The organism is Paenibacillus sp. 481, from assembly GCF_021223605.1.
Taxonomy (GTDB): Bacteria; Bacillota; Bacilli; order Paenibacillales; family Paenibacillaceae; genus Paenibacillus_B.
The window spans coordinates 624,132-648,595 of the sequence record NZ_CP075175.1; the positions used below are offsets into that span (position 1 = coordinate 624,132).

A 24,464-nucleotide genomic window follows, 5' to 3' on the forward strand; every position below is an offset into this window, starting at 1 on the left:
AAACCCATGAAACGAGAGAAACCTTCCCCTTCTGTCAACAAAGGCACACCGGATTTCTTGCTGCTAGTGCTCACGTTGCTTCTTACGGGATTCGGTGTCGTCATGGTGTTCAGTGCGAGTTCCAGTCTAACTGCCGTTTCTGAAAAATTCAACTATGATGCACTCTACTTTATGAAGAGACAGTTAATGTGGGCTGGAATTGGATTTGTTGCCCTTTTATTGGCAATGAACATTCGATACACTGCGTATAAGAAATTGTATATTCCGTTATTTATCGTTACATTACTACTGCTTGTGCTTGTATTGTTTAGAGGACCCATTAATGGTGCACGCAGTTGGTTCATGATTGGCTCATTAGGTATTCAGCCAGCAGAATTAGCCAAGATTGCAATCGTGCTCTACTTGTCTGCCTTAATTACTAAGAAGGGCGAGAAGTTCCGCGATTTCAAAAAAGGACTCTTTCCGGTCATGATTATCGTCGGTTTCGTTGTCGGGCTCATTATGTTGCAGCCTGATTTTGGTTCCGCCATGATCTTGACCATGTGTGCAGGCATAATCGTTATCGCTGGCGGGGCCAACTTAAAGCACATCTTGAACTGCATGCTTGTCGGCATTATCGGGGTGCTCGTTGTGCTTGGCTTGAGAATGTTAATCCTTCCAGGAGACCTTTCAGACGGCTACCAATTTGCACGTATTCAATCTTGGTTGGACCCGATGCATGATCCGAGCAATACGAGCTACAATCTAGTAGAATCATTAAAAGCAATCGCGCATGGCGGCTGGACAGGCGCAGGCTTCGGTCAAAGTATCCAAAAGCTGTTCTACTTGCCGTATCCTTACACCGACTTTATATTCGCTATTATCGCTGAAGAGCTTGGCCTTATTTGGACAACGCTGTTTTTGCTTATTTATTTAGCATTTATATGGCGCGGACTTATTATCGCACTACGCTGCCCTGACATTTACGGCACGCTAGTCGGTGTCGGTATCGTTGGCATCATCGCGGTACAAGCTTTTATTAACATCGGTGGTGTAACACGAACGATTCCGATTACAGGCGTAACGCTGCCGCTTATAAGCTATGGCGGTTCATCGCTATTAATCACGATGGGAAGCATCGGCATTTTACTTAGTATTTCGCGCGAATACAATCGTGTGCATACGACAAAAGAAAAAGTCGTTTCCCGCAAAACCGTTAATAGTAAAAAAGACTACCGGCCAATACGGCCTGTGTAGTCTTTTTCTTTATTACGCATGAGATTCGTCTACCTTATTTCCAGCTACCGGGCTTATTTCGCGCGCAGCATATCTTCCATATCTTCATCCTTGAACGCAACGCCCTCGACCTTCACATTAACTTCAACCACACTAAGTCCAGTCATGTTCTGAATCGATTCACGCACGTTAAGTTGCAATTGACGGCATACCTCCTGAATCGGCATTCCGTACATGACAATGACGCGTAAATCGACAGCCGCTTCCACTTGACCGACTTCCACGGACACGCCCATTTGCGCGTTTTTACCGCTTAGACGCTTCGCCCAACCTTCAGATAACCCCCCAGACATTGCTGCGATTCCCGGTGTTTCCAAAGCGGCTAACCCGGCAATTGTCGCGACAACATCGTCCGAAATACGGATGTTTCCTTCTTGCGTAATGAGTTGCTCTTCTGTCATCGTCATCCTCCTTTCTCTCTACCTATATTGTATCTCCCCGCAAGCATGAAAGCAAACAACACCACCAACTGCTCCCCCTTAAAAAAAGACCTCCCGCTATTATAACGAGAGATCATTTCATCCAAATTATGTAATTAAACCGAATCCAAATAACGATCCGCTTCTTCGATGCTTTGAGACACATCATAGGCTACGCCAAGTTCTTTAATAAGGCGGGATAATTGCCGTCTCGTAGGCTCAGATCTGACGATCATCGCAGATCCGATAATGTTTTTACGTGCCATATATTCACGAAGTGGCGCTAAGTACTCATTTACTTCTGCCGGAGCAGGTTGTGCATTTGCCATATCAATACAGAACGTATAACCGTCCTTAGCTTTATCAACGCAACTACGAACGGCTTGGTCGTACACAATGGCTTCTTCCATCGTCATCATGCCTTCCAGCTTGACGTAAAGGCGGTTTTTTTCCACATTTAAATCTACATTATACATCGAAACAGTTCCTCCTTAAAAAATGTTAAATTATTCGTACAATATCAATTATACTGATTTGAGTTATAAAATGTTGTGTACATTCATATAAATACTTGCCTACACGCTTCCCTTCCGTAATCAAACAGATGCCGCGTTTGAAAAAAGTTACTTTGACGATAGAAGAATTACTTTATTTTAATAAATCCGACTTCCACACAATGCGCGATCATAGTTGAAAAATGCTGTCCATTAGGTATTATCCATTGAAAATCAAGCTTCTTAAGCACATTTGTCGTTCGTTCCGCGGCATGAACAAACTGAGTCTGTACCTCATTTTCATTCATCCAACCGCTATGGAGCATCACGTTCTCAACCGCCTCGCGTAATTCATCCTGATCGTATTGTGCAAATAAGCGATTCATAAACAATTTCAGTGAAAGGGATTCTAATTGAAACTCATGGTGCTGCACGAGCATATCCGAAATGTTGACCGCGTTCGGATTATAAATATGGAACGTTTCATTGTACATCGCCGGTCGGTCGAACAAAGTGACAATAGCACGGCTTACTTGGTCAACAAAAGACAGATCTGTATACTGACCTTCATCCGGCACACTCCCTAATTGAATGAACGACCGCAATCTATTATAAAAGGCGTTTTCTCCGATATTTTCTTGAAACTTACCGCTCATTGAATGAAACACAATGTTGCCCACACGATAAATGTTTGTGTTCAACCCTTCTGCTCTAGCCGCTACTACTAGTCGCTCAGCCTCAAACTTAGTCTGTACGTAGTAATTATCGTATCGCTGACCCATATCCAAATCGTCCTCGGTGAACAAAGCCGCCGTCTGACCTTCAATCGTCCCCATGCCGAGCGACATCGTCGACACATGGTGGAATGATTTGTGACGCTTCGCTGCCGCTAATTGCAGCAAATGCTCCGTCGCTGTCACATTGTTCAGCACGAACTCGGAATAGTGTCCATAATGCTTGACATTAGCTGCCGCATGGATAATCGCATCGATAGCCTGTGCAAGGTAATCATAATCATGATCATGAAGGCCAAGCCTATGTTCAGACAAATTACCAGCCAGCACTTGAATACGCGAAGCATAATTAGTAAACCACTGCGCTCCAAAATAGAAGTCGAGCTTGTCCATTAAGCGCAGTCGTGCATGTTCTGACGTATCCCCACGAATGATTACCGTAACCTCATTGTCCGTATAAGTAAGCAAATCATGTAACAAGTACGCGCCTAAATATCCTGTCGCGCCGGTCAGTAGCACATTTCCATTATTCACACGTGCTGATAAATCAAGCGCTGCAAAGTGCACATTATTCGCTGTATAAGCATCGCGCTGATGATTTACAAAGAACTCCGCTTCAGCTGACATTCCGTCTTGCTGCGAAGATACGATACGCTCCAACTTTTCTTTCATATGATTCGGGCGGAACTTCATATGCTGTGTAAGTTGACGAATGGTTGGATACGCGAATACATCGCTCACATCAACTTCGAACTCTCGCTTAAGCTGTGCAACGAGCGCGATAGCCTTCAAAGAATGGCCGCCTAGCTCAAAGAAGTTATCTTCAACCCCAACGGTACTTATACGAAGTAGCTCCTGCCACACATTCACCAGCTTCTGCTCCAGATCGTTCGCAGGCGCGATATAATTGTCCGTTGGCCACTCCTGTCTTACAGGTGCAGGAAGCTTCGTTCGATCCATCTTGCCATTCGTCGTGAGCGGCATTTGCTCCAAAAAGGCATAATACGTCGGTATCATGTAATCTGGCAACCGTTGCAATAAGAACTGCCTGATGTCTGCCGCTGTCATTTCACCTTCAGCAACAATATAAGCACTTAACGCTTTTTGCCCAGATGCCTCTTCTATATCCACCACAAGTATTTCTTTGACGCGTTCATGCGTTCGAATTTGCGCTTCAATCTCACCCAGTTCCATCCGGTAACCACGAATTTTGACCTGATGGTCTTTGCGTCCAAGAAATTGGATGTTACCGTCAGGCAGCCAACGCACGAGGTCGCCTGTTTTGTACAATTTTTGTCCAGCTTTAAAAGGGTTATCGATAAACTTCTGATCAGTCAAGTCAGGCTGATTCAAATATCCGCGTGCGACTCCGTCGCCACCGACCCACAACTCACCAGCTAGGCCAATCGGCAACAGCTTTCCATAACGATCGACAACGTAAGCCGTCGAATTGGCGATCGGTACTCCAATCGGTATAGAACCTTCGCACTCCTGCGTTATTTCATAACAGGTTGAGAAAGTCGTGTTCTCCGTTGGACCGTAGCCGTTCACGATTGAAATCGGCGCACATTGATCCAGCACACGGTAAATATGTTTAGGTGATAGAACATCCCCTCCAACAAGAAGCGTACGTATCGGTGCAAATATGCTCGCATCTTTCTCCACCAGCTGTGTAAAAAGTGGTGAAGTTAACCACATCATCGTAATACGATGATGCTTAATGGCTTTTCCCAACTGCTCAGCATCCAAAATAGTTTGTTGAGCTACAATCACAAGAGTTAATCCATTTAAGAGCGCTCCCCAAATTTCAAACGTCGATGCATCAAATACAAGCGAGCCCGTTTGTAACATGCAGTCATCTTCGTGAAACGTCACAAAATTCGTATTTTGCACGAGTCGAACGACGTTGCGATGTGTGACCATAACGCCTTTGGGTTTACCTGTTGAACCCGACGTGTACATCAAGTAAATAAGATTGTCGGGATGTTCATGTTGACTAATTAAGTTATGTATCGGTTGATCGGGCATCATAGTTGAGTGAAATATAATGCGCGTTACGTGCTCCGGCAATTTTTCAATCAATTGGACGTTAGTTAGCACGATACTAGCTCCGCTATCCTCAATTAAGTACTGAATCCGCTCCTGTGGATAGCTCGGATCAATCGGTAAATAGGCGCCACCCGCCTTCATGATAGCCAGTACACCGACAATCATATCTGCTGTCCGCTCAGTAAACAGACCTACCGCTTGATCACGAGTAACGCCCTGCGTACGCAAGTAGTGCGCTAATTGATTCGCTTCCGCATTAAGCTCTCCATACGTTAGCTCACGTTCCGGAGCTTTGATCGCCACACGATGTGGTGTCGCCAGCGCCCGCTCCTCGAATATACGATGTACAAGCATGTGCTGCGGGTAGTCTGTACTTGTACAATTAAACTGTTCAATCAATTGGAGCTTCTCCTGCTCCGTTACCATTTCCAGTTCACCGATTAACCGTTCTGGTTCCTTGACTGCATGTGCGACCAACTGCATAAAATGATGTGCTAATCGCTCTACAGTTTCACGTAGAAACAATGCCTTGCAATATTCAAAATGAAGCGCCATTGTAGTCTCATGCTCTACTGCTTCCAGCAACAAATCAAATTTAGCCGTGCCATTATGATACGGCAGCAACGTCAATGTCGCATCTGCTGTGCGTATCGACGTATTCCCCATATTTTGCATAACGAAAACCGTATCAAATAGCGGACTGCGACCGACGTTACCTTTGAGCGGCAACCGCTCGAGAAGCGAATCCAGCGGATACGCTTGATGTTCGTACACAGACAACATCGTTTCTTTCATCTCTTGCACATAGGTAGCAAATGGTTTGCTGCCTGCTGGATAGCTGCGAATCGGCAACGTGTTGACGAACATGCCGATTATGTTATCCAAATCCGCGTGCGTACGTGCCGCTATTGCGCAGCAGACGATAAGGTCTTCCTTGTCCGCGTATTTGGATAACAATACTTTATACAGGGAGAGCAGCACCATATATAACGTCACACCTTGCTCTTTAGCTAACCGCTTCAAACCTTCCGTTTGCACAGCCGACAGTTCAACGCGGACTTGATCACCCGCAAAGGATTGTACGGGCGGACGAGTGAAATCAGTAGGAAGCTCCAACAGCGGTAATTCTCCTGCTAGCATATTGCCCCAAAACTGCTCTTGCGCTGCCGTTCTCGCACGAGCCTCCACGCTTTCTTCCGTACGCTGATGCCATTCTGCGTAATCTTTAAGATGGAGCTGCACCGGCTCCAGTGTGCGCCCTTCATACAGGGCAGACAACTCATCTGCAAAAATATGCAGCGACGTGCCGTCAAACACAATGTGATGGACGTCCAATAACAGCACATATTCACCTTGCTCCATCTGGGCCAAAGTAGCACGAAACAATGGTGCCTGCGCTAAATTGAACGGACGGGAGAACTCGTCAGTCAGTTCTCTGAGGTTATAATGAGTCCCATCTAGCTGCTGTAACTTAAAGCCTGTCTCTTCGTACGTATGTATCCGCTGGACGACTTGCTCATTGATCCAATGGAATGAGGTACGCAATGCTTCATGGCGCTCGATCAAGTTAGCAAGCGCTTGCTCCAGACGCTCAACTTGAACGTTGCCTTGAATACGGTACATGAGCGGAATGTTGTAGGCTACGCCAACTTCGCTCCGCTGCTCCAAGGCGAATATCCGTCTTTGAGATGGAGCGAGCACGTAGTGAGGCTGCTGGGCTGCTTGCCCAATTGCTTCATAATGCTGCTCTTCTTGTTGGTTGATCAAAATCGCAATTGAACGAATAGAAGGCGCTGCAAACAGCTGCTTAAAGGATAGCCCCACATGAAACGACTGCTCAATTTTCGTTTGCAGTTGGAGCAGTTTAAGCGAATGACCACCCCGTTCAAAGAAATTGTCCGTCACACCGATTGGCGCAAAGCCAAGCAACTGTTCCCACATTTCCACGAGCTTTTGTTCAATCTCGTTAGCTGGAGCTTCGTAGTTCACGGCGATATGTACTTGCTTTTCAGGCTGCGGTAGCTTTGCACGATCAATTTTACCATTTATTGTTAATGGCATCCGCTCCATAAACATCATATACGCAGGCACCATATATGCTGGCAAATGTTCCACCAGATACGCTCGCATATGCGCTGCTGTTACGGAAGCATCTGCAACGATGTATGCGCATAGCGCTTTTTGCCCAGACTCCTCTTCAAAATCGATCACGATCGTTTCATTCACATGTTCATGTGCATGGATCTGTGTTTCAATTTCTGCTAACTCCATCCGGTAGCCACGAATTTTAACTTGATGATCTTTGCGTCCGACAAACTCGATATTACCATCAGGTAACATCCGCACCAGATCACCGGTCTTATATATCTTTTCACCCGCTTTAAACGGACTTTCAATAAATTGCTCCTTCGTCAAATCTTCTCGATTCAAATATCCACGTGCGACTCCGTCGCCACCGACCCACAACTCTCCGACTACACCAACGGGTTGCAATTGACCAAAAGCATTGACCACGTAGACGGTTGAATTCGAAATCGGAACACCAATCGGAATTGCTCCCGTTTCTGCTCCCGTTAATTGAAAGCTTGTCGAAAAAGTCGTATTTTCCGTCGGGCCATAAATATTCGATACCGCAATCGGTGCGCATTCCTTTAACGTGTGCAAAATATGTTTGGGTGACATTAGTTCGCCACCAACTAAGAGCTGTTCCACGCGATCAAACAAGTGTACGTTAGAATCCACAAGCTGAATAAACAATGCCGTCGTCAAAAACAACGTCGTCACTTGATAACGCACAATCGCTTGTTCCAACAACTGCGAATCTAATATCGTCTCCTTATCTACAATGACAAGCCGGATTCCATTTAACAGCGCTCCCCATATTTCAAACGTCGAGGCATCAAACACGAGCGAGCCCGTCTGCAATATCGTATCACCTTCACGAAAACTTACGTAATTCGTATTTTTAACGAGCCGCACGACGTTACGATGCGTAACCATGACCCCTTTCGGTCTACCCGTTGAACCTGACGTATACATGATATAAATTAAGTCTTCCGCTGAATTGACGAGGCGGGGATTATGTTCCGATTCCGCTAACCACTCCGTATGATCAAACGTAATACAAGCGATCTGCTTCGGCAACAGATCCGTTAAATGATCGCTTGTCAGCACATGCTGCACGCCGCTATCCTCAAGCAAATATTGAATTCGATCCTGTGGATACTCCGAATCAATCGGAACATACGCTCCCCCGGATTTCAAAATAGCCAGGATGCCAATGACCATGTTTACCGAGCGCTCTGCCAAAATACCGACTGCTTGCTCACGTGCCACACCTTTTTTTCGTAACACATGTGCAATGCGGTTTGCACGTTTATTCAGCTCTGCATACGTGAGTTCGCACCCTTCCTCCGCAATCGCGATATGGTCGGGCGTCAAAGCGACCTGATTCTCAAACAATGCCACAACACTGTCGTTCATTGGGTACGGTGCTTGCGTATGATTGATTTCAAAAATGAGTTGCTGCTTCTCGAGATCCGTTAGCAATTCGAGCTCACCAAATTTTTTGTCAGGATGAAGCATCATATTTTTTATAAGCTGGAAAAAATGATCGGCTAAGCTCTTCTTCGTCGCTTGCTGGTATCTATTTCGCTTATAATAAAAAGTGATCAAATAGGAATGTACGGCGCTTTCATAAAATGGTCGATAGCTGATATGGATATCACCTAGCATTAGTTCTTGACGCAATGGGGTTCCATTCTCATCTTCATACCAGCAGTACGATACGATGTCGTTATCTCCAATCTCATCGATTTCACCATAGGTGCTATTGGCTCTGAACATGTATTCATGTGTCGCTTGCAACATAGCTGTTACTTCATCAGCTTGACTGACCTGCTGCAAAATGGTCGTACCGTATTGTTCACGCACGTATACGTCCACTTGATCCACATCATTATATCGTCCTAAGAGTGCACCCCAAGCTCCGCCAATTGCTATTTCCCGTGACACATGATATGTACGTACAAATTCGTCCAACATATGTGCTGTTTCTTCAGGCATCACATACGTAAATAATTCATATTCGGTTTGAAATGGTATCATTGGTTCTACTTTAGTCGCGTTCGCTTCCAAACATGCTCAACTCCCTCTTTCACCTTAAAACATCACCCAAAATTGCTACTGATCTAAAAAAAGCTATTCAACATTTGAAAATGTTAATAGCTTACCTTACCTATTTGTCACTTCGTCATCATCTTCAAACAACCGCCAGCCACTTGTTGCCATTGCGTCAGCCGTTAATATTTGAAATCGTGTACGATGCTGTTTAGTCCAAACGTCCTCTTTATCCAATAAAATAAGAGTGATAACACTCCCACATCTAAAACAAAAATGTAGTCTTTTTACGTATCAATCTTTATCATACTGTCGATTTTTCGACAATGCAAATCATTTTCAGTCAAATTTCGATAAATTTTTTGTCGAAATTAAGCGAATATTGTTTTTTAGTGCGCACTCCAATTCGCATTAGCCGTTTGATTTGTCCACTTTACCTACAAGAGCAAATATAAGTAACAAGGGTGCAATGCTCCGATTTTTTATTCCGTGTTAAGTCATATTGTGCCGCCCAAAAAGAAGTATCCTTCTCTCTGGACGGCCATAAACAGCAAGAAAAAGTCCGATATTATGTTTATTTTTGCATCATCGGTTTAAACTTAAACGCCTTGTAAAGTTCCAGCATATCCATTAAATGAGGATTATCTAACGTTTGACTCCCTTTGTTATCCATGCCAATAAAGGAGCTATTTCCATATGGCCAACGGCTTTTGCCTTCCAAGGAAAGCTTAGGTTTTCCATCTTGCGCAGCAACGGTCTCTTTGCTCGGGTTGAACTGAACAATAAAGGAGTACGTTCCAGATCTTTGCTCTGGAAATTGCCCGATTTCTTTCAAAAAAGGATGCTCTATGCTCGTGTTCGTACGTTTTTCAATCCATTTCTTCATATCTTCACTCGCGTATTTTTTACTCAACTCATCGAGCGTATCTTTCATGCTTTTTACCATTAGTTGATCGGCTGTTTCCACAACATTTTTCGTGTCCATGTTATCAAAGTAATTACGTGACAAAGGCACTGAGGATGTGTTTCCATCCAAAGCTCGCAGCAGGATATTAAATCGTTCGTCAAAATACGTATATTTCGCCGAAATGCCTTTAAATTCATCTTCAAACGTGAATTTCAGCAGGTTAGAAAGCCACGTTTCAAAAATCAACTGCTCTGTCCTGAAAGTTGTACTCGTAATCGCACTGTCTACAGCACGACCGTCCCACAGTCGAAGGCTTTCGACCATTTTGTGCAGCCTGTCGTAATAAGGATCGTTGGCAGGAACTTTATTAATAGCTGCTGTCAAATAAGACAGCAAATCTTTAGCATACACTCCGCTCTCACGAAGTCCATCTTTCGTACCGATAATGCTGCCCACCGCGACGTGCATCGCTTCCATATCTTCAGGCGTCACCTTATTGTTATGTTGCAGCATCCGCTCCAACCACAAGGCACGATGATACTTACCAAAATAGAAGTTGTCTGCATTATTAAAGCCAGGGTTCGATTTATTGTTCCAACCCGCGATATAGCCCTTCTTCGGGTTCGTAACCTTAGACATCGCTACAAACTTCCCGCTCCACTCCATATTGCCCGTACCTGACAGCGGTAAACGGAAGTCGCTTCCTTCCGGACGAACAGGAACTAATCCGGCTTGCGCGTATCCGATATTCCCTTCGGAATCAGCCCCAATTAAATGGAGTGACGTATACACCTTTGCCATTCCTGCTTGTAGATCGGTTACATTTTTAGCCTGCATAATGCTCAAGTAACCTTCTACTGTCTTGGCATCAAGCATCCAATGTGCATATTTCCATGTATACACATGTTTCGATGTCGATTTTTTCGGATCGAAACTCACAGGCGCGATTACAGGACCGTGCACCGTTTTGTATATCGTAATCGTTTCGGGCTGTTGCCCTGCTACACGAATGGTTTCCGTGCGCTTCTCCATATCAACCCATTTTCCGTTATACCAATATTGCTCTCTGTTATTTGGATTTAATGTCTCACGATAAATGTCTGTATTGTCTCCCATGCCGACCATCATCGTGAATGCCGTATGTTTGTTATGACCGATTGGAATACCTGATGTGCCGACAAGATGTAAGCCTGCCACATCAAATCCAGTACCGCCACGCAAATGCGCTTCATATACAATCCCTGGATATGAAAATCCCATCTCTGGATCTCCCGCTAGTAGCGGCTGTCCCGTTGAAGTACGCTTTCCGGACACAACCCATGCAAAGCTGGCAAGCTGTGGTGCTGCGGGTAGTCCAATCTGCTCTGTAGCAGATAATGCATTGCTGGCAAGTGTTTGCGTTTCTTTGATGGCATGTAGGGTATCTTTTGTAGAAATATCTGAAATGTAGGTCTTAACTTGTTGAGGGGTAAACGTGCGTGTTGGTGTGCGTTCTGGCACTTCATCGATGTAGGTGAGCGCTTTCGAATCATTGCTCCAGTAGCGGTCATTAAATATGTTCCATGCTGCTTCCAAGTCATATTTCTCATTCAGCTGGATTAATTCCCTCAGCTTCTCAAGCTCCGTTCCACCAATCTGGCCAAATCTGCGGGTTAAGGAAGTGTTGACTGCTAAGGAATCGGTGACGCTCCACTTGCTCGGTTCTAGCTTAGTCTTTTTAAATTCAAATGGTAGTAGTTCTGGTCGCTGTTTGACTTCAGTGATACGACGATTAACTCCGTCGACATAGGCTTGGATAATCTCTTTCGTTTGAGGTGCAAGCGTATTGAATATTTGTTGATACTCGGCTTCCGTATAACCATACAAATGTTTACGCTTATCCGCTTCTACAAAAGCTTTACCGACAATTTCTGCTAAGTTGCCTTTCGCTTCACGCTTCACTAATTCTAACTGAAACAAGCGATCCTCTGCAACGGCGTAACCTAATAGTTCAAACAGCTCTTTGTTCGTTGCTGCGGTTATAGTCGGTACCCCGTATTTGTCCCGCACGATCTCAGCTTTCGTTGGCGATGCATGACTGATATTCGGTTCAACAAATGGAATCATGTGAGAACTAACGAATAAGGTCATACACAGACAGATCAACCAAGCCTTTTTCCTCATTACAACAACTCCTTCTTCATTTCAACTGGAATATTTATACTTACAACACCATATTAGAATACTTTTTGACTGTATACAACTGTTTCTATTCTGGATATGTTGTAAGTTGTCTTGGGATAAACCTTTTTCATATTATTTCCGGGGCAATATTTGTCGAATCCCCTATTATTAAAATTCTTTTTTTTGAAAATAAAGGGATTTGTGGGCAATAAAAAAAGCTTGGGGCTTTAAGCCTCCAAGCTTCCATATGTGACATCATAGCATAGGACTGCATCACTTTGCAGACTTGTTCATGGCCTCATACAGAGAAGCCAGATTACGCTCTAACTTGCTAACGAGTTGCTTTCCTAATGTCTCTTCAACTAGTCCAGCGCGGACAGCGAAATCAACCTGACGTGAAAAGCCATACATTTGCGTATCCAATACTTCCTCATAGAGAGGGCAATAGCGCGTCGCCAAATTTTCCATTTGGACCTGAATGAGCTTCTCTATTTGATGCGCTTCATCTTCGAGTAGAGCGAGCGCTTTGTCATTGATTTGTTGCAACACATTCGACGAAGACATGCCTTATTTCCCCCCTATTACCCGAAGTCACGATTCATCTATTATCATATTAGACGATCATGACCTGTAACACAAGATGTCCGACGAAGAAGGTGACTGCACGAACTGTTCTACAGTAAAAAACCAGGGGCAGAACGGCCCCCGGCCATCAGTATTATTCAGATACGACCGTGACGTTTAGGCCGTGCTTCTTGAACACTTCAGCCAATGCTTTTTTCGCCTCTTCGGCATCGGTACCGTGCACATGCAGTTCATAATTTTGGTTACCGACGAGTGTTGTAAACAACCCAAGAATGCTCTTCACATCGATATATTTATGGTCTGCTTGTAACACAATTGAGGAACTAAATCTTCCAGCCGTTTGCGAGATTTCTACAATTGCAGTGTTGTTGGACATGTTTCATCCCTCCATCATTAAATCATAACTTCTCTATATTGTTATCATACCGTGATTCGGCCAGCCAAAGCAACCAAAAATACGCTTTCATGTGCCATTACACACCTAAAAAGTTACTTCAAGTTAGCTGGATTTAAGCCTTCCAACTCAGGAACGACGAATAAACCGTCTTTACGTACAAGCACATCATCAAAATAGAGCTCGCCGCCACCATACTCGGGGCGCTGAATCAGAACCAAATCCCAGTGAACCGACGAGCGATTACCGTTATCAGCCACTTCATAAGCTTGTCCTGGCGTAAAGTGAATGCTGCCTGCAATTTTTTCATCGAACAAAATATCTTTCATCGGGTGCAAAATATGTGGGTTAACCCCAATTGCAAACTCCCCGATGTAACGTGCTCCTTCATCCGTATCCAGAACATCATTCAAACGCTCGGTATCGTTGCTTGTTGCTTCTACAATTTTACCGTTCTCAAAGCGGAACTTCACGTTCTCGAACGTAACGCCATTATAAATGGACGGAGAGTTGTACGAAATCGTACCGTTAACGGAATCGCGCACAGGTGCTGTATATACCTCACCATCCGGAATGTTGCGATTGCCTGCACATTTTTCCGAACCGATACCCTTAATCGAGAATGACAAATCCGTACCTGGACCTACAAGACGTACTTTGTCCGTACGGTCAAGCATCGCTTTCAATGGGTCCATCGCCAAATCCATTTTTGCGTAATCCAAATTACATACGTCAAAATAGAAATTTTCAAATGCCTCGATCGATGTATTCGCAAGTTGTGCCATCGAAGCGTTCGGATAACGAAGTACGACCCATTTTGTACGTTTCACACGTTCTTCCAAATGAATAGGATGAGTATAGATGGAATCATACAATTTCTTTTTATCCTTTGGCACATCAGACAGTTCGTTTACATTATTACTGCCACGAATGCCTATGTAACCTTGCATATTTTGCATGCGTAGCAAGTCATATTCTTTCCATGTTTCCATTTGTTCCTGCGTCGCATTTCTTAACAAGGTACGCAACACCGAATAATCCGTCAATTCGACAAATGGACGTCCGCCGCGTTTTGCGATTTCATCAATGATACAATTCACTAATTCACGTTCAGAGCCGATCATTTCGACCAGTACGTTTTCACCAGGCTGTACGTCTATGGAATAACAAACTAAGTTATGTGCTAATTGCTGCAATCTAGGATCTCTCATCATTGTTCCTCCTCTGGCGACTCACATCGATCTACATGCTATTGTATCACGACTTGGTAGTTAAAGTCAGCGATAATTCACGAATTCTGAAACCATCCGTATCGTTTCTTGACGAGGTTGACCCTCCACCTTATATGCCGCTGTCATTTGTGTTTCTAATGCTAGTGGCAGTTGTCGCTTCTGATCCACCCATAGTACATAAGTCGCATTTACCGTAGCATTTTCCAGCATGCTTGTTAAACGTTGACGACCTTGTTCCGCCTCAGCGTTAAGTTCATTCGCCAACTCCTGCTGAGCTGACGCCGAGAGCTGCCCGCGAACACGTTCCAATTGCTTGTTCGGAATGACGATGCTTTCGTAATCTTCTTGCAAGTACTGCGACAGCATTTTTTTCGCATCGTGTGGTCGCACGTTAATGTTTAGCGGAATAGCCCCCTTTTTCGTGAATTGTGAAATCATGCTGGCCCTTGAGGTGGTGAGGTTACTCGCCCTCACCTGTATGGGATTACCACTCGATGTCATGTTTAAATCATCAGAGTCGGGTACGCGTAGCAAAGAAACCCGCTTCGGCACAGCCCGCAGCTCTTCAAGATGTCGCAAAGGATTCCAGCGCTTACTTGTCGTGTCACGTTCGACATTACGGCTTAATCTCATATGTGTGCCTTGATGCTGACGAACGGCTCCCTCATACCGAAACTGTTTCATGAGTATCATGTTCTCACCTACTCGAACTTCTGCAAATCCTCGAAATGAAAATTCATCTTTACCCATGACACCACTTAAAGATCGTTCCAGCATCTCTTCTGGAGGCGAATGGACAGGGGTATAACACCCCGATACGAACAACAAGCTAACGATAAATAAGCGAGCTGTGACATCACATAACGTTTTATTGAAAAATCCACTAAGCAGGCTCACATTCAAAATCCTTTCCTTACCTCATCAGATAAGTCGTGCACGATGCAAAAAAGAGGTGGACATATGTCCACCTCTTTTATCGTCTGTCAACTGTCAGCTGTTTATTCTCGCTACGATTTTCCGAGCTTAAGAGCTAACTCGTATTTGATTACGGCCGCCGTTCTTCGCTTCATACAAAGCCATATCGGCTCGATAGAACAACGATTCAACACTTATTTTTTCATCCTGCCAAGTCCATTCCGCAATTCCACATGACACCGTTACTTTCGGGTCGGTCTCTTGGGAAACTCGCGCCCGAATTCGCTCAGCAACTCGAACCGTTTGCTCGGCGTTCAATTGTGGGAAATAAATCGCAAGCTCTTCCCCGCCCCAACGTGCGGCAATATCCGTTTCGCGAATTGAGCTACGAATAATTTCACTTACTTGATGCAATATTTTATCACCCGTTTGGTGTCCGTATGTGTCATTAATTTGTTTAAAGTGATCAATGTCGACGATAATTAAAGAGCCGCAAAAATCGATATTTTGCTGACGAGAAATTTGCTTATCTAAATAGTGACGGGCATACAGCCCCGTAAGCTGGTCTTTGTTCGCCATATGCTTCACTCTGGCATGCAAGGTAGCATTCGCAATGGCAAGTCCAATATGGGTCGCCAACATTTGCAGCAGCTTGAAGCCATCGTACGTGAAGAAGTGCGGGCGTCGATCAGCCAACAGTACAATACCGACCATTTCACCACCGATAAACAACGGAGCAGCAATTAACGAGCGCAATTGCAGCTGCTCAAAAAATTTAATTTGCAGTTGGGTATGTTCTCCCGTGTCAGACATAATGATCGGCTCACGTAAAGAATACATATAGCCAAATAGCCCATCATCTACAGCTAGCTTAGCGCCATCGTATTCGGACATATTGCACGATACAACCTCGAACTGCTTTTTATCTTCACTAACTTGCAGCAACATACAAAAATCAGCCCGAAATACATGTAACAGCTCATGCGTAGCGTCATGAAACACATCATATAAGCGCAAGCTTTGATTGATTCTTTTCGTTAATTCATTAATAAAACGAAGTTCTTGAATGACTTCGTTTGCTTGCTCATGCAAACGGGCATTTTCAAACGCGGTGCCAGCCGTCTCTACGATGAGCTGAATTAACTGGACGTCGGAAGCATCGGGCTCTGTGTTCGGGAATACAACCTTTAACACGCCGTACGAGCCTTGCTTGCCACTAAGCGCATAAGCTACCTCTGCGCCTTTACCATTTTCAAGCGAAGCTCGATAGCACATTTCGCCTTTCATAAACGCTTGCAGCACAAGCGGATCGCTCCATGGCTTGAACAACAACGTCTTCACCTTCGGATTTTCACTCCGATGGTCCTGCGACAAATACACTTCAATATGAGCATCTGTAACGAGCCGCTCAACCCCGCTCACAATTTGGACGAGTACGGAGTCAACGTCAATCCGATCATGGATATGACGCACGACATGATACAACACGTCGCGGCGCTTTGCCTCGCGTTCGGCAATTTTTTGGGAATGAACCATATCGCGAACGAACAAATATTCGAAGCGGCGATAAAAATGTGTACGCAGGGAGTGTATCCAAGCTTCTAGCACAACGCTATCTACGAGTCGCGCCTGCTCAACTTGCTCCGCCATTTGTTCTTTATTAGATGAAATAGTCGTCGATGTAATAGCCGTCTTAGCCTGTTTACTCATCCGACATACTAACACAGCGATGTTAAATTGATTCTGCCTTGATTGAATGAGTGCTGCCATATACACACCGTCTGTATGTATTTCACCATTAGACGATAGCTCGCCTGCTAAGCAGCGCTTCGCTACTTCACACGCAGACGTGCTTGAGACTAGTCCATGATCTCCCCTAATCCAAGCACCATTATAATCATAGAGCGCAAGCTCCCCTTGAAGAATGGAAGCTTGTGGCGGGATTTCTTGATGCCAGTCCGTAAAAGCAGCTTGGAGCAACGGTTGCAAATAGGGTAAATCATGCTCCGTCACGTCGTAAGACAACATCCAGCTATCATGTTCCGCTCGTTCCATAGCTGTTGGCGCTGGCATTTGATCCGCGCTGTCAGTGGACTTTCCTGATTCAGTTTGCTGGTGGAGTTGCCGTACTCTCATGCTTTTCTCCTTCAATAAATAAGGTAGTCTCCTACTATCATACAATATATTTCAATTAAAATATACTATGATATCATAATGTTGGAAACTTTTTTTAGGACATTAGAACTATATTTTAAAATTGAGTCTTATATCCTGCTCAGTTGGAAGTGATCAATACCGAATCCAGCTTGACATACAGCTCATTCTTCTTATATTATTATCAGATGTATGGGCGAAATTGTTGTGTCACCCTCACGAATTTCATCGCCGGCGCGACTGCGGCTGTTTCACTAATCGTGCCGGAGCTAACATGGGGAATGTCCCTCTATGATGAGCTGAACATTTGGCCCTGATAGCGATGAATGAAATTTGGCACTAATGACCCCACATTCTACCATTACATGAATGAGAAGGAGTCAACACTAATATGGCACGTTACACAGGTCCTAAATTTAAATTAAGCCGTCGTCTGGGCATTTCCTTGAGCGGTACTGGCAAAGAATTGAAGCGCGCGTACCCTCCAGGACAACATGGTCCTAACCAACGCAAAAAAATGAGCGGTTACGGTATTCAATTGCAAGAGAAGCAAAAGCTTCGTCACATGTACGGTATGAACGAGAAGCAATTCCGCAACTTGTTCGATCGTGCTAACAACATGCAAGGTATCGCTGGTGAGAACTTCATGTTCTTGCTTGAGAGCCGTTTGGACAACCTTGTTTATCGTCTTGGTTTCTCCAACTCTCGTGCAGGTGCTCGTCAATTGGTTTCCCACGGTCACGTTACAGTCAACGGCAAAAAAGTTGACATCGCGTCCTACTTGGTAAACACTGGCGACGTAATCGGCTTGCGCGAAAGAAGCCGTAGTTTGAAAGTGGTTAAAGAAGCTATCGAAGGCCGTCACCACTTGCCAACTTACTTGGAGTACAACGAAGCTGCTGTTGAAGGTAAGTTTGTTCGCTTGCCTGAGCGCGCTGAATTGTCCCAAGACATCGATGAGAAGCAAATCGTCGAGTTCTACAGCCGTTAATATTCGGTTCAAAAAAACGTTGGAGCCTTATGGCCCCAACGTTTTTATTTTATAATTAAAGCTTAATTTTCGCAAACTTACGCTTACCTACTTGCACGACATCTCCAGCCTGCAACGTAACTTCTGCGTTGGGATCATCTATTTTTTGCTCGTTAATTTTTACCGCACCTTGTTGAATGCTCCGCTTTGCTTCGCCATTGGACGACGCCATTCCGAGGAATGTCAACAGATTCATAATTCGAATGCTACCATTTTCCAACTCGGAAGCCGGCACTACTTGTTCTTCGATATCAGTTGGAAGCGCACGCTGTTGGAATACCGTCACAAAATGCTGCTGCGCCGCCTCGGCCGCTTCCGTACCATGGTACATCCGTACGAGCGTGTAGCCTAGACGCATTTTAGCATCACGTGGATGCACAGTGCCATCAGCCAAGCCTTGCTTCAAAGCTGCCATTTCTTCATTCGTGTAGTCGGTAACCAACTCGTAGTACTTCACCATCAGCTCGTCCGGTACAGACATCGCCTTACCATAAATTTCGTTCGGCTCTTCATCGATGCCGATGTAGTTGCCCAAGCTCTTACTCATCTTTTGCACGCCATCCAAGCCTTCTAACAGCGGCATCGTAATCGTAATTTGCGCCTCTTGGCCATATTCCTTTTGCAACGTGCGGCCCATAAGTAAGTTGAACTTCTGATCCGTTCCACCAAGCTCGACATCACTCTTCAATGCTACAGAGTCCATCCCTTGCATGAGCGGGTAGAAAAATTCGTGAATGCTGATCGGCAAGCCCGCTTGATAACGCTTCGTGAAGTCGTCGCGCTCCAACATACGTGCTACAGTTACCTTAGCCGCTAGCGTAACCACATCTGCAAAGGACATTGGTGATAGCCATGTAGAGTTGTACACAACTTTCGTTTGTTCCGGATCTAAAATTTTGAAAATTTGCTTCTTGTACGTCTCTGCGTTACGCTGAACGTCCTCTTCTGTCAATTGTTTACGCGTTTCTGATTTACCCGTCGGATCGCCGATACGGCCTGTGAAATCACCGATAAGCAATTGAACTTCATGACCAAGCTCCTGAAATTGGCGCAGCTTGTGCAAGACGACCGTATGGCCGACATGAATATCAGGCGCAGACGGATCAAGACCGAGCTTGATACGCAAAGGTTCTCCCGTTGCCAATGATTTTACTAGTTTCTGCTTCAATTCCTCTACCGGTACAATTTCCGCTGTACCACGACTAATAATGTGAAGCTGGCGCTCAACTTCTTGCTGCTGCTCAGCAGTTAGCGACTCCCATTTCAAAGCTGCTTTTTCCATCTTACTAATCCTCCCTAGTTAAATAACCGCTACATTATTGCAGCCAGAATACCAGAACAATATCGACTGAAAGCACAAAAAAGCCCTCCTCATCCTCAAGGGACGAGAAAGACTAGCTCGCGGTACCACCCTCGTTAGAGCCCTAATACTATACGTATACACGCATACAAAAGATCATTAAAGCTCTCACTCATGCTTGATAACGGGAAGCTTTCCCGGCTTTGGACACCGATCGACAACATTCACACGCAAAGGCGTTATTTCGTCTACATAGCCCAAAGCAGCTCCAGAATGTAATTCGACAATCCGCACTGGTCGATTCGCACCACCCACCGACTCTCTGTTTAACAGTACTCGGACGTCTACTTGCTCCTTCATCGCTACAATATATGAAACGGTTCATTTCGAATAAATTTGTTATATCATACCGTGTATCATTCGTCAAACGACATCATTTATACGAAGCATACTTTTTATTAGTAACTATATGTAATGGACTCAACGTCCGCTTAGTTTGTGATATAATGTTCTGTGCTGCAACTATTAAGGAGGAATAAATTGCATGGTTGAGGAAAAATTGACGGACAGCGGCGAAACAGGGAAACGGAAAGCTTCTATCGGACGCCGCATCTGGTCAGTCATAAAATGGCTCATGCTGTTCGGCCTGCTATGCGGCTTGTTTGGTGGAGGCTTGGTCGTCGGTTATGTTACTTCTCTTGTAAAAGACGAGCCTATCCGCTCCCGGGAATTGATTGAACAAAAAATTCAAGAAAATGCGATTACTGGCTTTGTCTATTTCAGAGACGGTACGCAAATGGGTCAACTACGTACAGAGGAAGACCGCAGGCCTATTACCTTTAAAGAAATTCCACAAACCGTTATAGATGCATTGCTTGCTACAGAAGATAACCGCTTCTTTGAGCATTCCGGCATCGACATTCGAGGCTTATCGCGTGCGGCTGTGCAAAAAGTATTCAACCTGCCTGTTCAGACAGGCGGTAGTACGCTAACTCAGCAATTAGCGAGACGGGTATTTTTAAGTTTGGAAAAGACAGACAGCCGCAAGGCTAAAGAAATATTTTTATCACTACGTATGGAACGATTTTTGTCGAAGGAAGAAATTTTGACCGCTTATTTAAACAAAGTTCCATTCGGCAACGGTTCAAATGGTTATAATGTGTTTGGCATTAAAGCAGCAGCAAAAGGCATTTTTAACATTGATGACTTAAATAAGCTTAATATTGCACAATCCGCCTATTTAGCCGGGTTGCCGCAGCTCCCATCTGCTTACTCTGCTTATACAGGTAAGGGCGAGCGGAACAAACGCGGAATTAGTAGAGCAATTGAGCGTCAGAAGCTTGTATTGAAACGAATGCTGGAAGAAAACAAAATTACGCAGCAGCAGTACACTGAAGCCACCGCCTTTAATATTGAAGGCTCTTTGGCCGAATCCCGTACAAAGGCCTATTCTACATATCCATATTTAATGATGGAAACAGAACGGGCGGCCGCGGAAGTGCTCGTTCTACAGCAGCATCCGAATATGACGAAAGCCGATTTGCGCAAGCGAGAGAACAGTGAATTGCTGCAAAGCGCGCGCGAGCAATTGCTGCGCGGAGGCTATCATATTACAACAACGATTGACAAAAAGATTTATGATGCGATGAAGCGTGTAGCAAATAATGATAAGAACTTCTCGCCTTACAGTGAGAAGAAAGGCGTGGAGCAAGTTGCAGCCCTAATGCTTGATCACCGGACAGGTGCGATTCTAGGCATGATCGAAGGACGCGGCTTTGAAATCGAGCAGATGAACCTTGCGACGCAAATGATGAAGCAGCCCGGGTCGACAATGAAACCGCTGGCCGCCTACTTGCCAGCGATCGATAAAGGTCTCATCCAGCCAGCATCCATCGTCGATGATGCACCGATGATCCTTAAGGATGCCGGTAAGGGCTATCATATACCAGGTAATGCGAACGGCCGATACCAAGGCTTAGTTACGGCTCGTAAAGCATTAAACGAATCGTTGAACTTGCCCGCTTTGAAAATTTATATCGAAAAAGTCGGCATTAAAAACGCGCTCGATTTCGTAAAACAGCTAGGCATCACCACGATTCAACCTGAGGATTACCAAGCACAAACCGGCGTTATCGGCGGATTGCGCTACGGGGTAACGGTTGAAGAAATTACGAATGCGTTCGGTGCAATTGCGAACGAAGGTCAATTACACGATGCTTACTATATTCACAAGATAGAAGACTCAAATGGAAAAACAGTTTACGAGCATAAGGTAAACCCGCAGACAGTCGTAACCAAGCAGAGCGCATACTTGATGACGGACATGATGAAGACCGTTATTACAGGCTCGCGCGGTACAGCACGTTCTGTCCGCACCCAATTTAATCATTTTGGCAAAACGGAAGTAGCTGCTAAGACAGGATCGACGCAGAATTACGCAGATACGTGGTTCGTCGGCTATACGCCTGACGTTACGATGGGCGTATGGGTCGGTTATGATGAGCAGATTCATGTGTTGAATCGCAGTGCTCGTTCCCGTTCGACCGAAATATGGTCCAAAGTGATGAACGAAGTGGCGAAGACAACACCGAATTTGCTGAAGACAGCTAAATTCGAGCGCCCTGACGGCATCGTCCGCAGGACAGTGTCTGCTTACAGCGGTAAGCTGCCAAGCTCGCTTACAGACAAAACGAATACAGACTTATTTAATCGTAAATTTATTCCGACCAAGATGGAAGATGCACTGGTCAGCATGAAATATATTGCGTTTAACGGCGTAAACTACATCCCGCATGATAGTACACCGGACGAATTTACGAGCGAGAAAATCGTGATTAAACGTGAAAAACCGATTCAAGAGCTCGTTGAAGAGTTGAAAAAAGCGCTCGGCCGTCTTTCTTCAAGCAGTACGCGACGCTCATTATCCAAGTACTTGCCAGAGGATGCCAAGTCGGACGCACCGTCGAGAAAAGATCCGCGCACGGATGACGGCAATGCACCGTCTGCACCAGCTACCGTAAACGTTGAATCATTGAACAACGGCTCGGTTCGAATTTCGTTTGGAGGTAGCGGCAGCAATGATGTAGTCGGCTATCGCTTATATAAATCACTTAACGGAGCTGGCTTTAGCAGGGCAGACAAAGTGGTCATTACAGGCGAAGACATGCGCTTTATTGATTTTGCAACAGACAGCAATCAATACAGTTATTACGTAACGGCTGTCGATGTAGCTGGAAAAGAATCTGCACCATCCGCTACAGTCAAATGGGGGCATTCCATTTCGGAAACAGACTCATCGACTGGAAACGGTTCAGACGGCTCTGCTGTCCCTCCTACGAATCCGAATGAACGTACAGAGCCTAACGGTGGCGCTGTATCAGGACAAGATGGACAGCCTGGAGATAGTGGAGAGACCGATCAAGGTAATGGGCAAGGTAACGAACAAGGTGAACGCCCTGCAACAGCAAATTCAAATGAAACCGCACAAGCAGCAACGACAGCGCCGAGCCGACCATCTAGTGTGAGCGCGAGTCTTACGGATTTAGGTGTAAAATTGACTTGGAAGAAACCACGTCATAACCCGACAGAATACTATGTTTACTATAGCGCAAGCAAAGATGGCTCGTTTGAGCGTATCGGCTCGTCTTCATCGACCGAATTCGAACTCATTACAGCAACGCCTGGTGGCTGGTATCGCGTATCAGCCGCCAACAGTGCCGGAGAGTCCGCATCAAGCTCGCCGATCCAAGTAGACAATTAGCAGCGAGTATGAAACATGAAAAGGCAGGTGCCAATCGGCACCTGCCTTTTTCAATATTAGCCTTATGCCCCTCTAAAGCAGCGAATCTTGCCGCTCTACGAGTCGTTCTAAATGCATCGTTAAAAAACCGACCTCATCGAGCGGCACTGTCTTATTTAAACCAGTAGCGATCCATTCCGCAAAAATAAGTGCTTTTTCAAACGTATCTTCATATTCATCCTTTATTTGCACAAGCAAGGGATTACTTAACGTCCTTTCCGCTTGAACCCTATCAAGCAACCCTTTTAAATGACTAATAAACAGCACCGTAGGCAATGACTCATCAAAACGAAAGCCTAACTTTTTCCCGTTCTCGAGTACTTTCGCAATCAGCTTGACTTCGCCGAGTCCTTTGCCAACCTTTTTCCGCTGCCGTGCACTATGAAAATGCATCGCCAAGAAGGCGATCTCATCCTGAGGTAATTCCACATCCAAATGTTCATTTAAAAAGGCAACAGAACGATCCGCAACTCGATATTCATTGGCATACAGATGTTGAATTTCAAACGTAAATGGATTGCTAATGATAATACCGCGCTTCGTACGCTCAATAGCCAAATTAATATGATCGACAAGCGCTGAATGTATCGTCTCCGAGAAACGCCCTTCCAGATGTCCTTGAGCAAATGCAATAACTTCCTCCACTACACCGATAATTTTAAAATCAACCGAATGCAAAATATGCTCGTAATGCTCCAATACTTCCGACGTTTGCAGCAAAAACTCCTGCTTAACTTCCGCTTCATCAACAACCATCCCAGGCTTTTTTTGAAAGCCTAGCCCCTTGCCGAATGCAATGGAGTTTTTTCCGGAGGATAATTTGGTCATGACAACGTTATGAGATAAGATGTGAACGATTTTTCGCTCTATCATACTGTCCCCTCCACAAACCGAT

General features: G+C 45.0%; 14 protein-coding genes and 1 other annotated feature. Of the genes, 3 read left to right on the forward strand and 11 right to left on the reverse strand.

What is annotated here, in order from left to right; translation table 11 throughout:
• The first annotated feature begins 6 nt into the window (after nucleotides 1-6).
• Complete coding sequence (gene ftsW, locus KIK04_RS02520) at nucleotides 7-1,236, forward strand: putative lipid II flippase FtsW (protein ID WP_232276775.1); 1,230 nt, start codon at nucleotides 7-9, stop codon at nucleotides 1,234-1,236.
• A gap of 53 nt (nucleotides 1,237-1,289) precedes the next feature.
• Here ftsW and KIK04_RS02525 read toward each other — a convergent pair whose 3' ends face one another.
• From KIK04_RS02525 to KIK04_RS02565, 9 genes are all read right to left on the reverse strand, one after another.
• Nucleotides 1,290-1,676: an Asp23/Gls24 family envelope stress response protein gene (locus KIK04_RS02525; protein WP_232276776.1), complete on the reverse strand. Its 387-nt coding sequence runs from the start codon at nucleotides 1,674-1,676 to the stop codon at nucleotides 1,290-1,292.
• A gap of 134 nt (nucleotides 1,677-1,810) precedes the next feature.
• Complete coding sequence (locus KIK04_RS02530; protein ID WP_232276777.1) at nucleotides 1,811-2,170, reverse strand: protein kinase; 360 nt, start codon at nucleotides 2,168-2,170, stop codon at nucleotides 1,811-1,813.
• 167 nt (nucleotides 2,171-2,337) lie between these two features.
• Nucleotides 2,338-9,108 carry a non-ribosomal peptide synthetase gene (locus KIK04_RS02535; RefSeq protein ID WP_232276778.1) on the reverse strand — a complete coding sequence of 2,257 codons (6,771 nt, stop codon included), beginning with the start codon at nucleotides 9,106-9,108 and terminating at the stop codon, nucleotides 2,338-2,340.
• Between the two features lie 556 nt (nucleotides 9,109-9,664).
• Nucleotides 9,665-12,127, reverse strand: a complete 2,463-nt coding sequence (locus KIK04_RS02540; RefSeq protein ID WP_232276779.1) for a penicillin acylase family protein — start codon at nucleotides 12,125-12,127, stop codon at nucleotides 9,665-9,667.
• 306 nt (nucleotides 12,128-12,433) lie between these two features.
• Complete coding sequence (locus tag KIK04_RS02545; RefSeq protein ID WP_232276780.1) at nucleotides 12,434-12,724, reverse strand: Fpa/YlaN family protein; 291 nt, start codon at nucleotides 12,722-12,724, stop codon at nucleotides 12,434-12,436.
• A 154-nt stretch (nucleotides 12,725-12,878) separates the two neighbouring features.
• Nucleotides 12,879-13,121 carry an HPr family phosphocarrier protein gene (locus KIK04_RS02550; protein WP_232276781.1) on the reverse strand — a complete coding sequence of 81 codons (243 nt, stop codon included), beginning with the start codon at nucleotides 13,119-13,121 and terminating at the stop codon, nucleotides 12,879-12,881.
• Between the two features lie 113 nt (nucleotides 13,122-13,234).
• Nucleotides 13,235-14,350 carry an aminopeptidase gene (locus KIK04_RS02555; protein ID WP_232278564.1) on the reverse strand — a complete coding sequence of 372 codons (1,116 nt, stop codon included), beginning with the start codon at nucleotides 14,348-14,350 and terminating at the stop codon, nucleotides 13,235-13,237.
• Between the two features lie 66 nt (nucleotides 14,351-14,416).
• Nucleotides 14,417-15,268, reverse strand: a complete 852-nt coding sequence (locus tag KIK04_RS02560) for a hypothetical protein (protein ID WP_232276782.1) — start codon at nucleotides 15,266-15,268, stop codon at nucleotides 14,417-14,419.
• 126 nt (nucleotides 15,269-15,394) lie between these two features.
• Nucleotides 15,395-17,422: a sensor domain-containing diguanylate cyclase gene (locus KIK04_RS02565; protein WP_232276783.1), complete on the reverse strand. Its 2,028-nt coding sequence runs from the start codon at nucleotides 17,420-17,422 to the stop codon at nucleotides 15,395-15,397.
• 409 nt (nucleotides 17,423-17,831) lie between these two features.
• Here KIK04_RS02565 and rpsD point away from each other — a divergent pair, with 409 nt between their 5' ends.
• Nucleotides 17,832-18,431 (forward strand): 30S ribosomal protein S4, encoded by a 600-nt coding sequence (gene rpsD, locus KIK04_RS02570; protein ID WP_232276784.1) that lies wholly within the window; start codon nucleotides 17,832-17,834, stop codon nucleotides 18,429-18,431.
• Between the two features lie 55 nt (nucleotides 18,432-18,486).
• Here the strand turns inward: rpsD and tyrS are convergent, their stop codons facing one another.
• Nucleotides 18,487-19,737, reverse strand: a complete 1,251-nt coding sequence (gene tyrS, locus KIK04_RS02575; RefSeq protein WP_232278565.1) for a tyrosine--tRNA ligase — start codon at nucleotides 19,735-19,737, stop codon at nucleotides 18,487-18,489.
• A 110-nt stretch (nucleotides 19,738-19,847) separates the two neighbouring features.
• Nucleotides 19,848-20,139 (reverse strand) — a binding site (T-box leader).
• Nucleotides 20,140-20,314: 175 nt separating this feature from the next.
• Between tyrS and KIK04_RS02580 the strand changes: the two genes are divergently transcribed.
• Nucleotides 20,315-23,530 carry a transglycosylase domain-containing protein gene (locus KIK04_RS02580; RefSeq protein ID WP_232276785.1) on the forward strand — a complete coding sequence of 1,072 codons (3,216 nt, stop codon included), beginning with the start codon at nucleotides 20,315-20,317 and terminating at the stop codon, nucleotides 23,528-23,530.
• A gap of 72 nt (nucleotides 23,531-23,602) precedes the next feature.
• On the opposite strand, the gene KIK04_RS02585 is transcribed toward KIK04_RS02580, so the two are convergent.
• On the reverse strand, nucleotides 23,603-24,442 hold the full coding sequence (locus KIK04_RS02585) for a PRD domain-containing protein (protein WP_232276786.1): 840 nt from the start codon (nucleotides 24,440-24,442) through the stop codon (nucleotides 23,603-23,605).
• Nucleotides 24,443-24,464: the final 22 nt, after the last annotated feature.

Excerpts from the sequence above, each read along its gene's own strand:
- KIK04_RS02525 (WP_232276776.1), bottom strand. The coding sequence starts at position 1,676 with ATGACAGAAGAGCAACTCATTACGCAAGAAGGAAACATCCGTATTTCG.
- KIK04_RS02580 (WP_232276785.1), top strand. The coding sequence starts at position 20,315 with ATGGTTGAGGAAAAATTGACGGACAGCGGCGAAACAGGGAAACGGAAA.
- KIK04_RS02585 (WP_232276786.1), bottom strand. The coding sequence starts at position 24,442 with ATGATAGAGCGAAAAATCGTTCACATCTTATCTCATAACGTTGTCATG.
- KIK04_RS02530 (WP_232276777.1), bottom strand. The coding sequence starts at position 2,170 with ATGTATAATGTAGATTTAAATGTGGAAAAAAACCGCCTTTACGTCAAG.
- KIK04_RS02540 (WP_232276779.1), bottom strand. The coding sequence starts at position 12,127 with ATGACCTTATTCGTTAGTTCTCACATGATTCCATTTGTTGAACCGAAT.
- KIK04_RS02555 (WP_232278564.1), bottom strand. The coding sequence starts at position 14,350 with ATGAGAGATCCTAGATTGCAGCAATTAGCACATAACTTAGTTTGTTAT.
- KIK04_RS02545 (WP_232276780.1), bottom strand. The coding sequence starts at position 12,724 with ATGTCTTCGTCGAATGTGTTGCAACAAATCAATGACAAAGCGCTCGCT.
- ftsW (WP_232276775.1), top strand. The coding sequence starts at position 7 with ATGAAACGAGAGAAACCTTCCCCTTCTGTCAACAAAGGCACACCGGAT.
- KIK04_RS02550 (WP_232276781.1), bottom strand. The coding sequence starts at position 13,121 with ATGTCCAACAACACTGCAATTGTAGAAATCTCGCAAACGGCTGGAAGA.
- KIK04_RS02565 (WP_232276783.1), bottom strand. The coding sequence starts at position 17,422 with ATGAGAGTACGGCAACTCCACCAGCAAACTGAATCAGGAAAGTCCACT.
- rpsD (WP_232276784.1), top strand. The coding sequence starts at position 17,832 with ATGGCACGTTACACAGGTCCTAAATTTAAATTAAGCCGTCGTCTGGGC.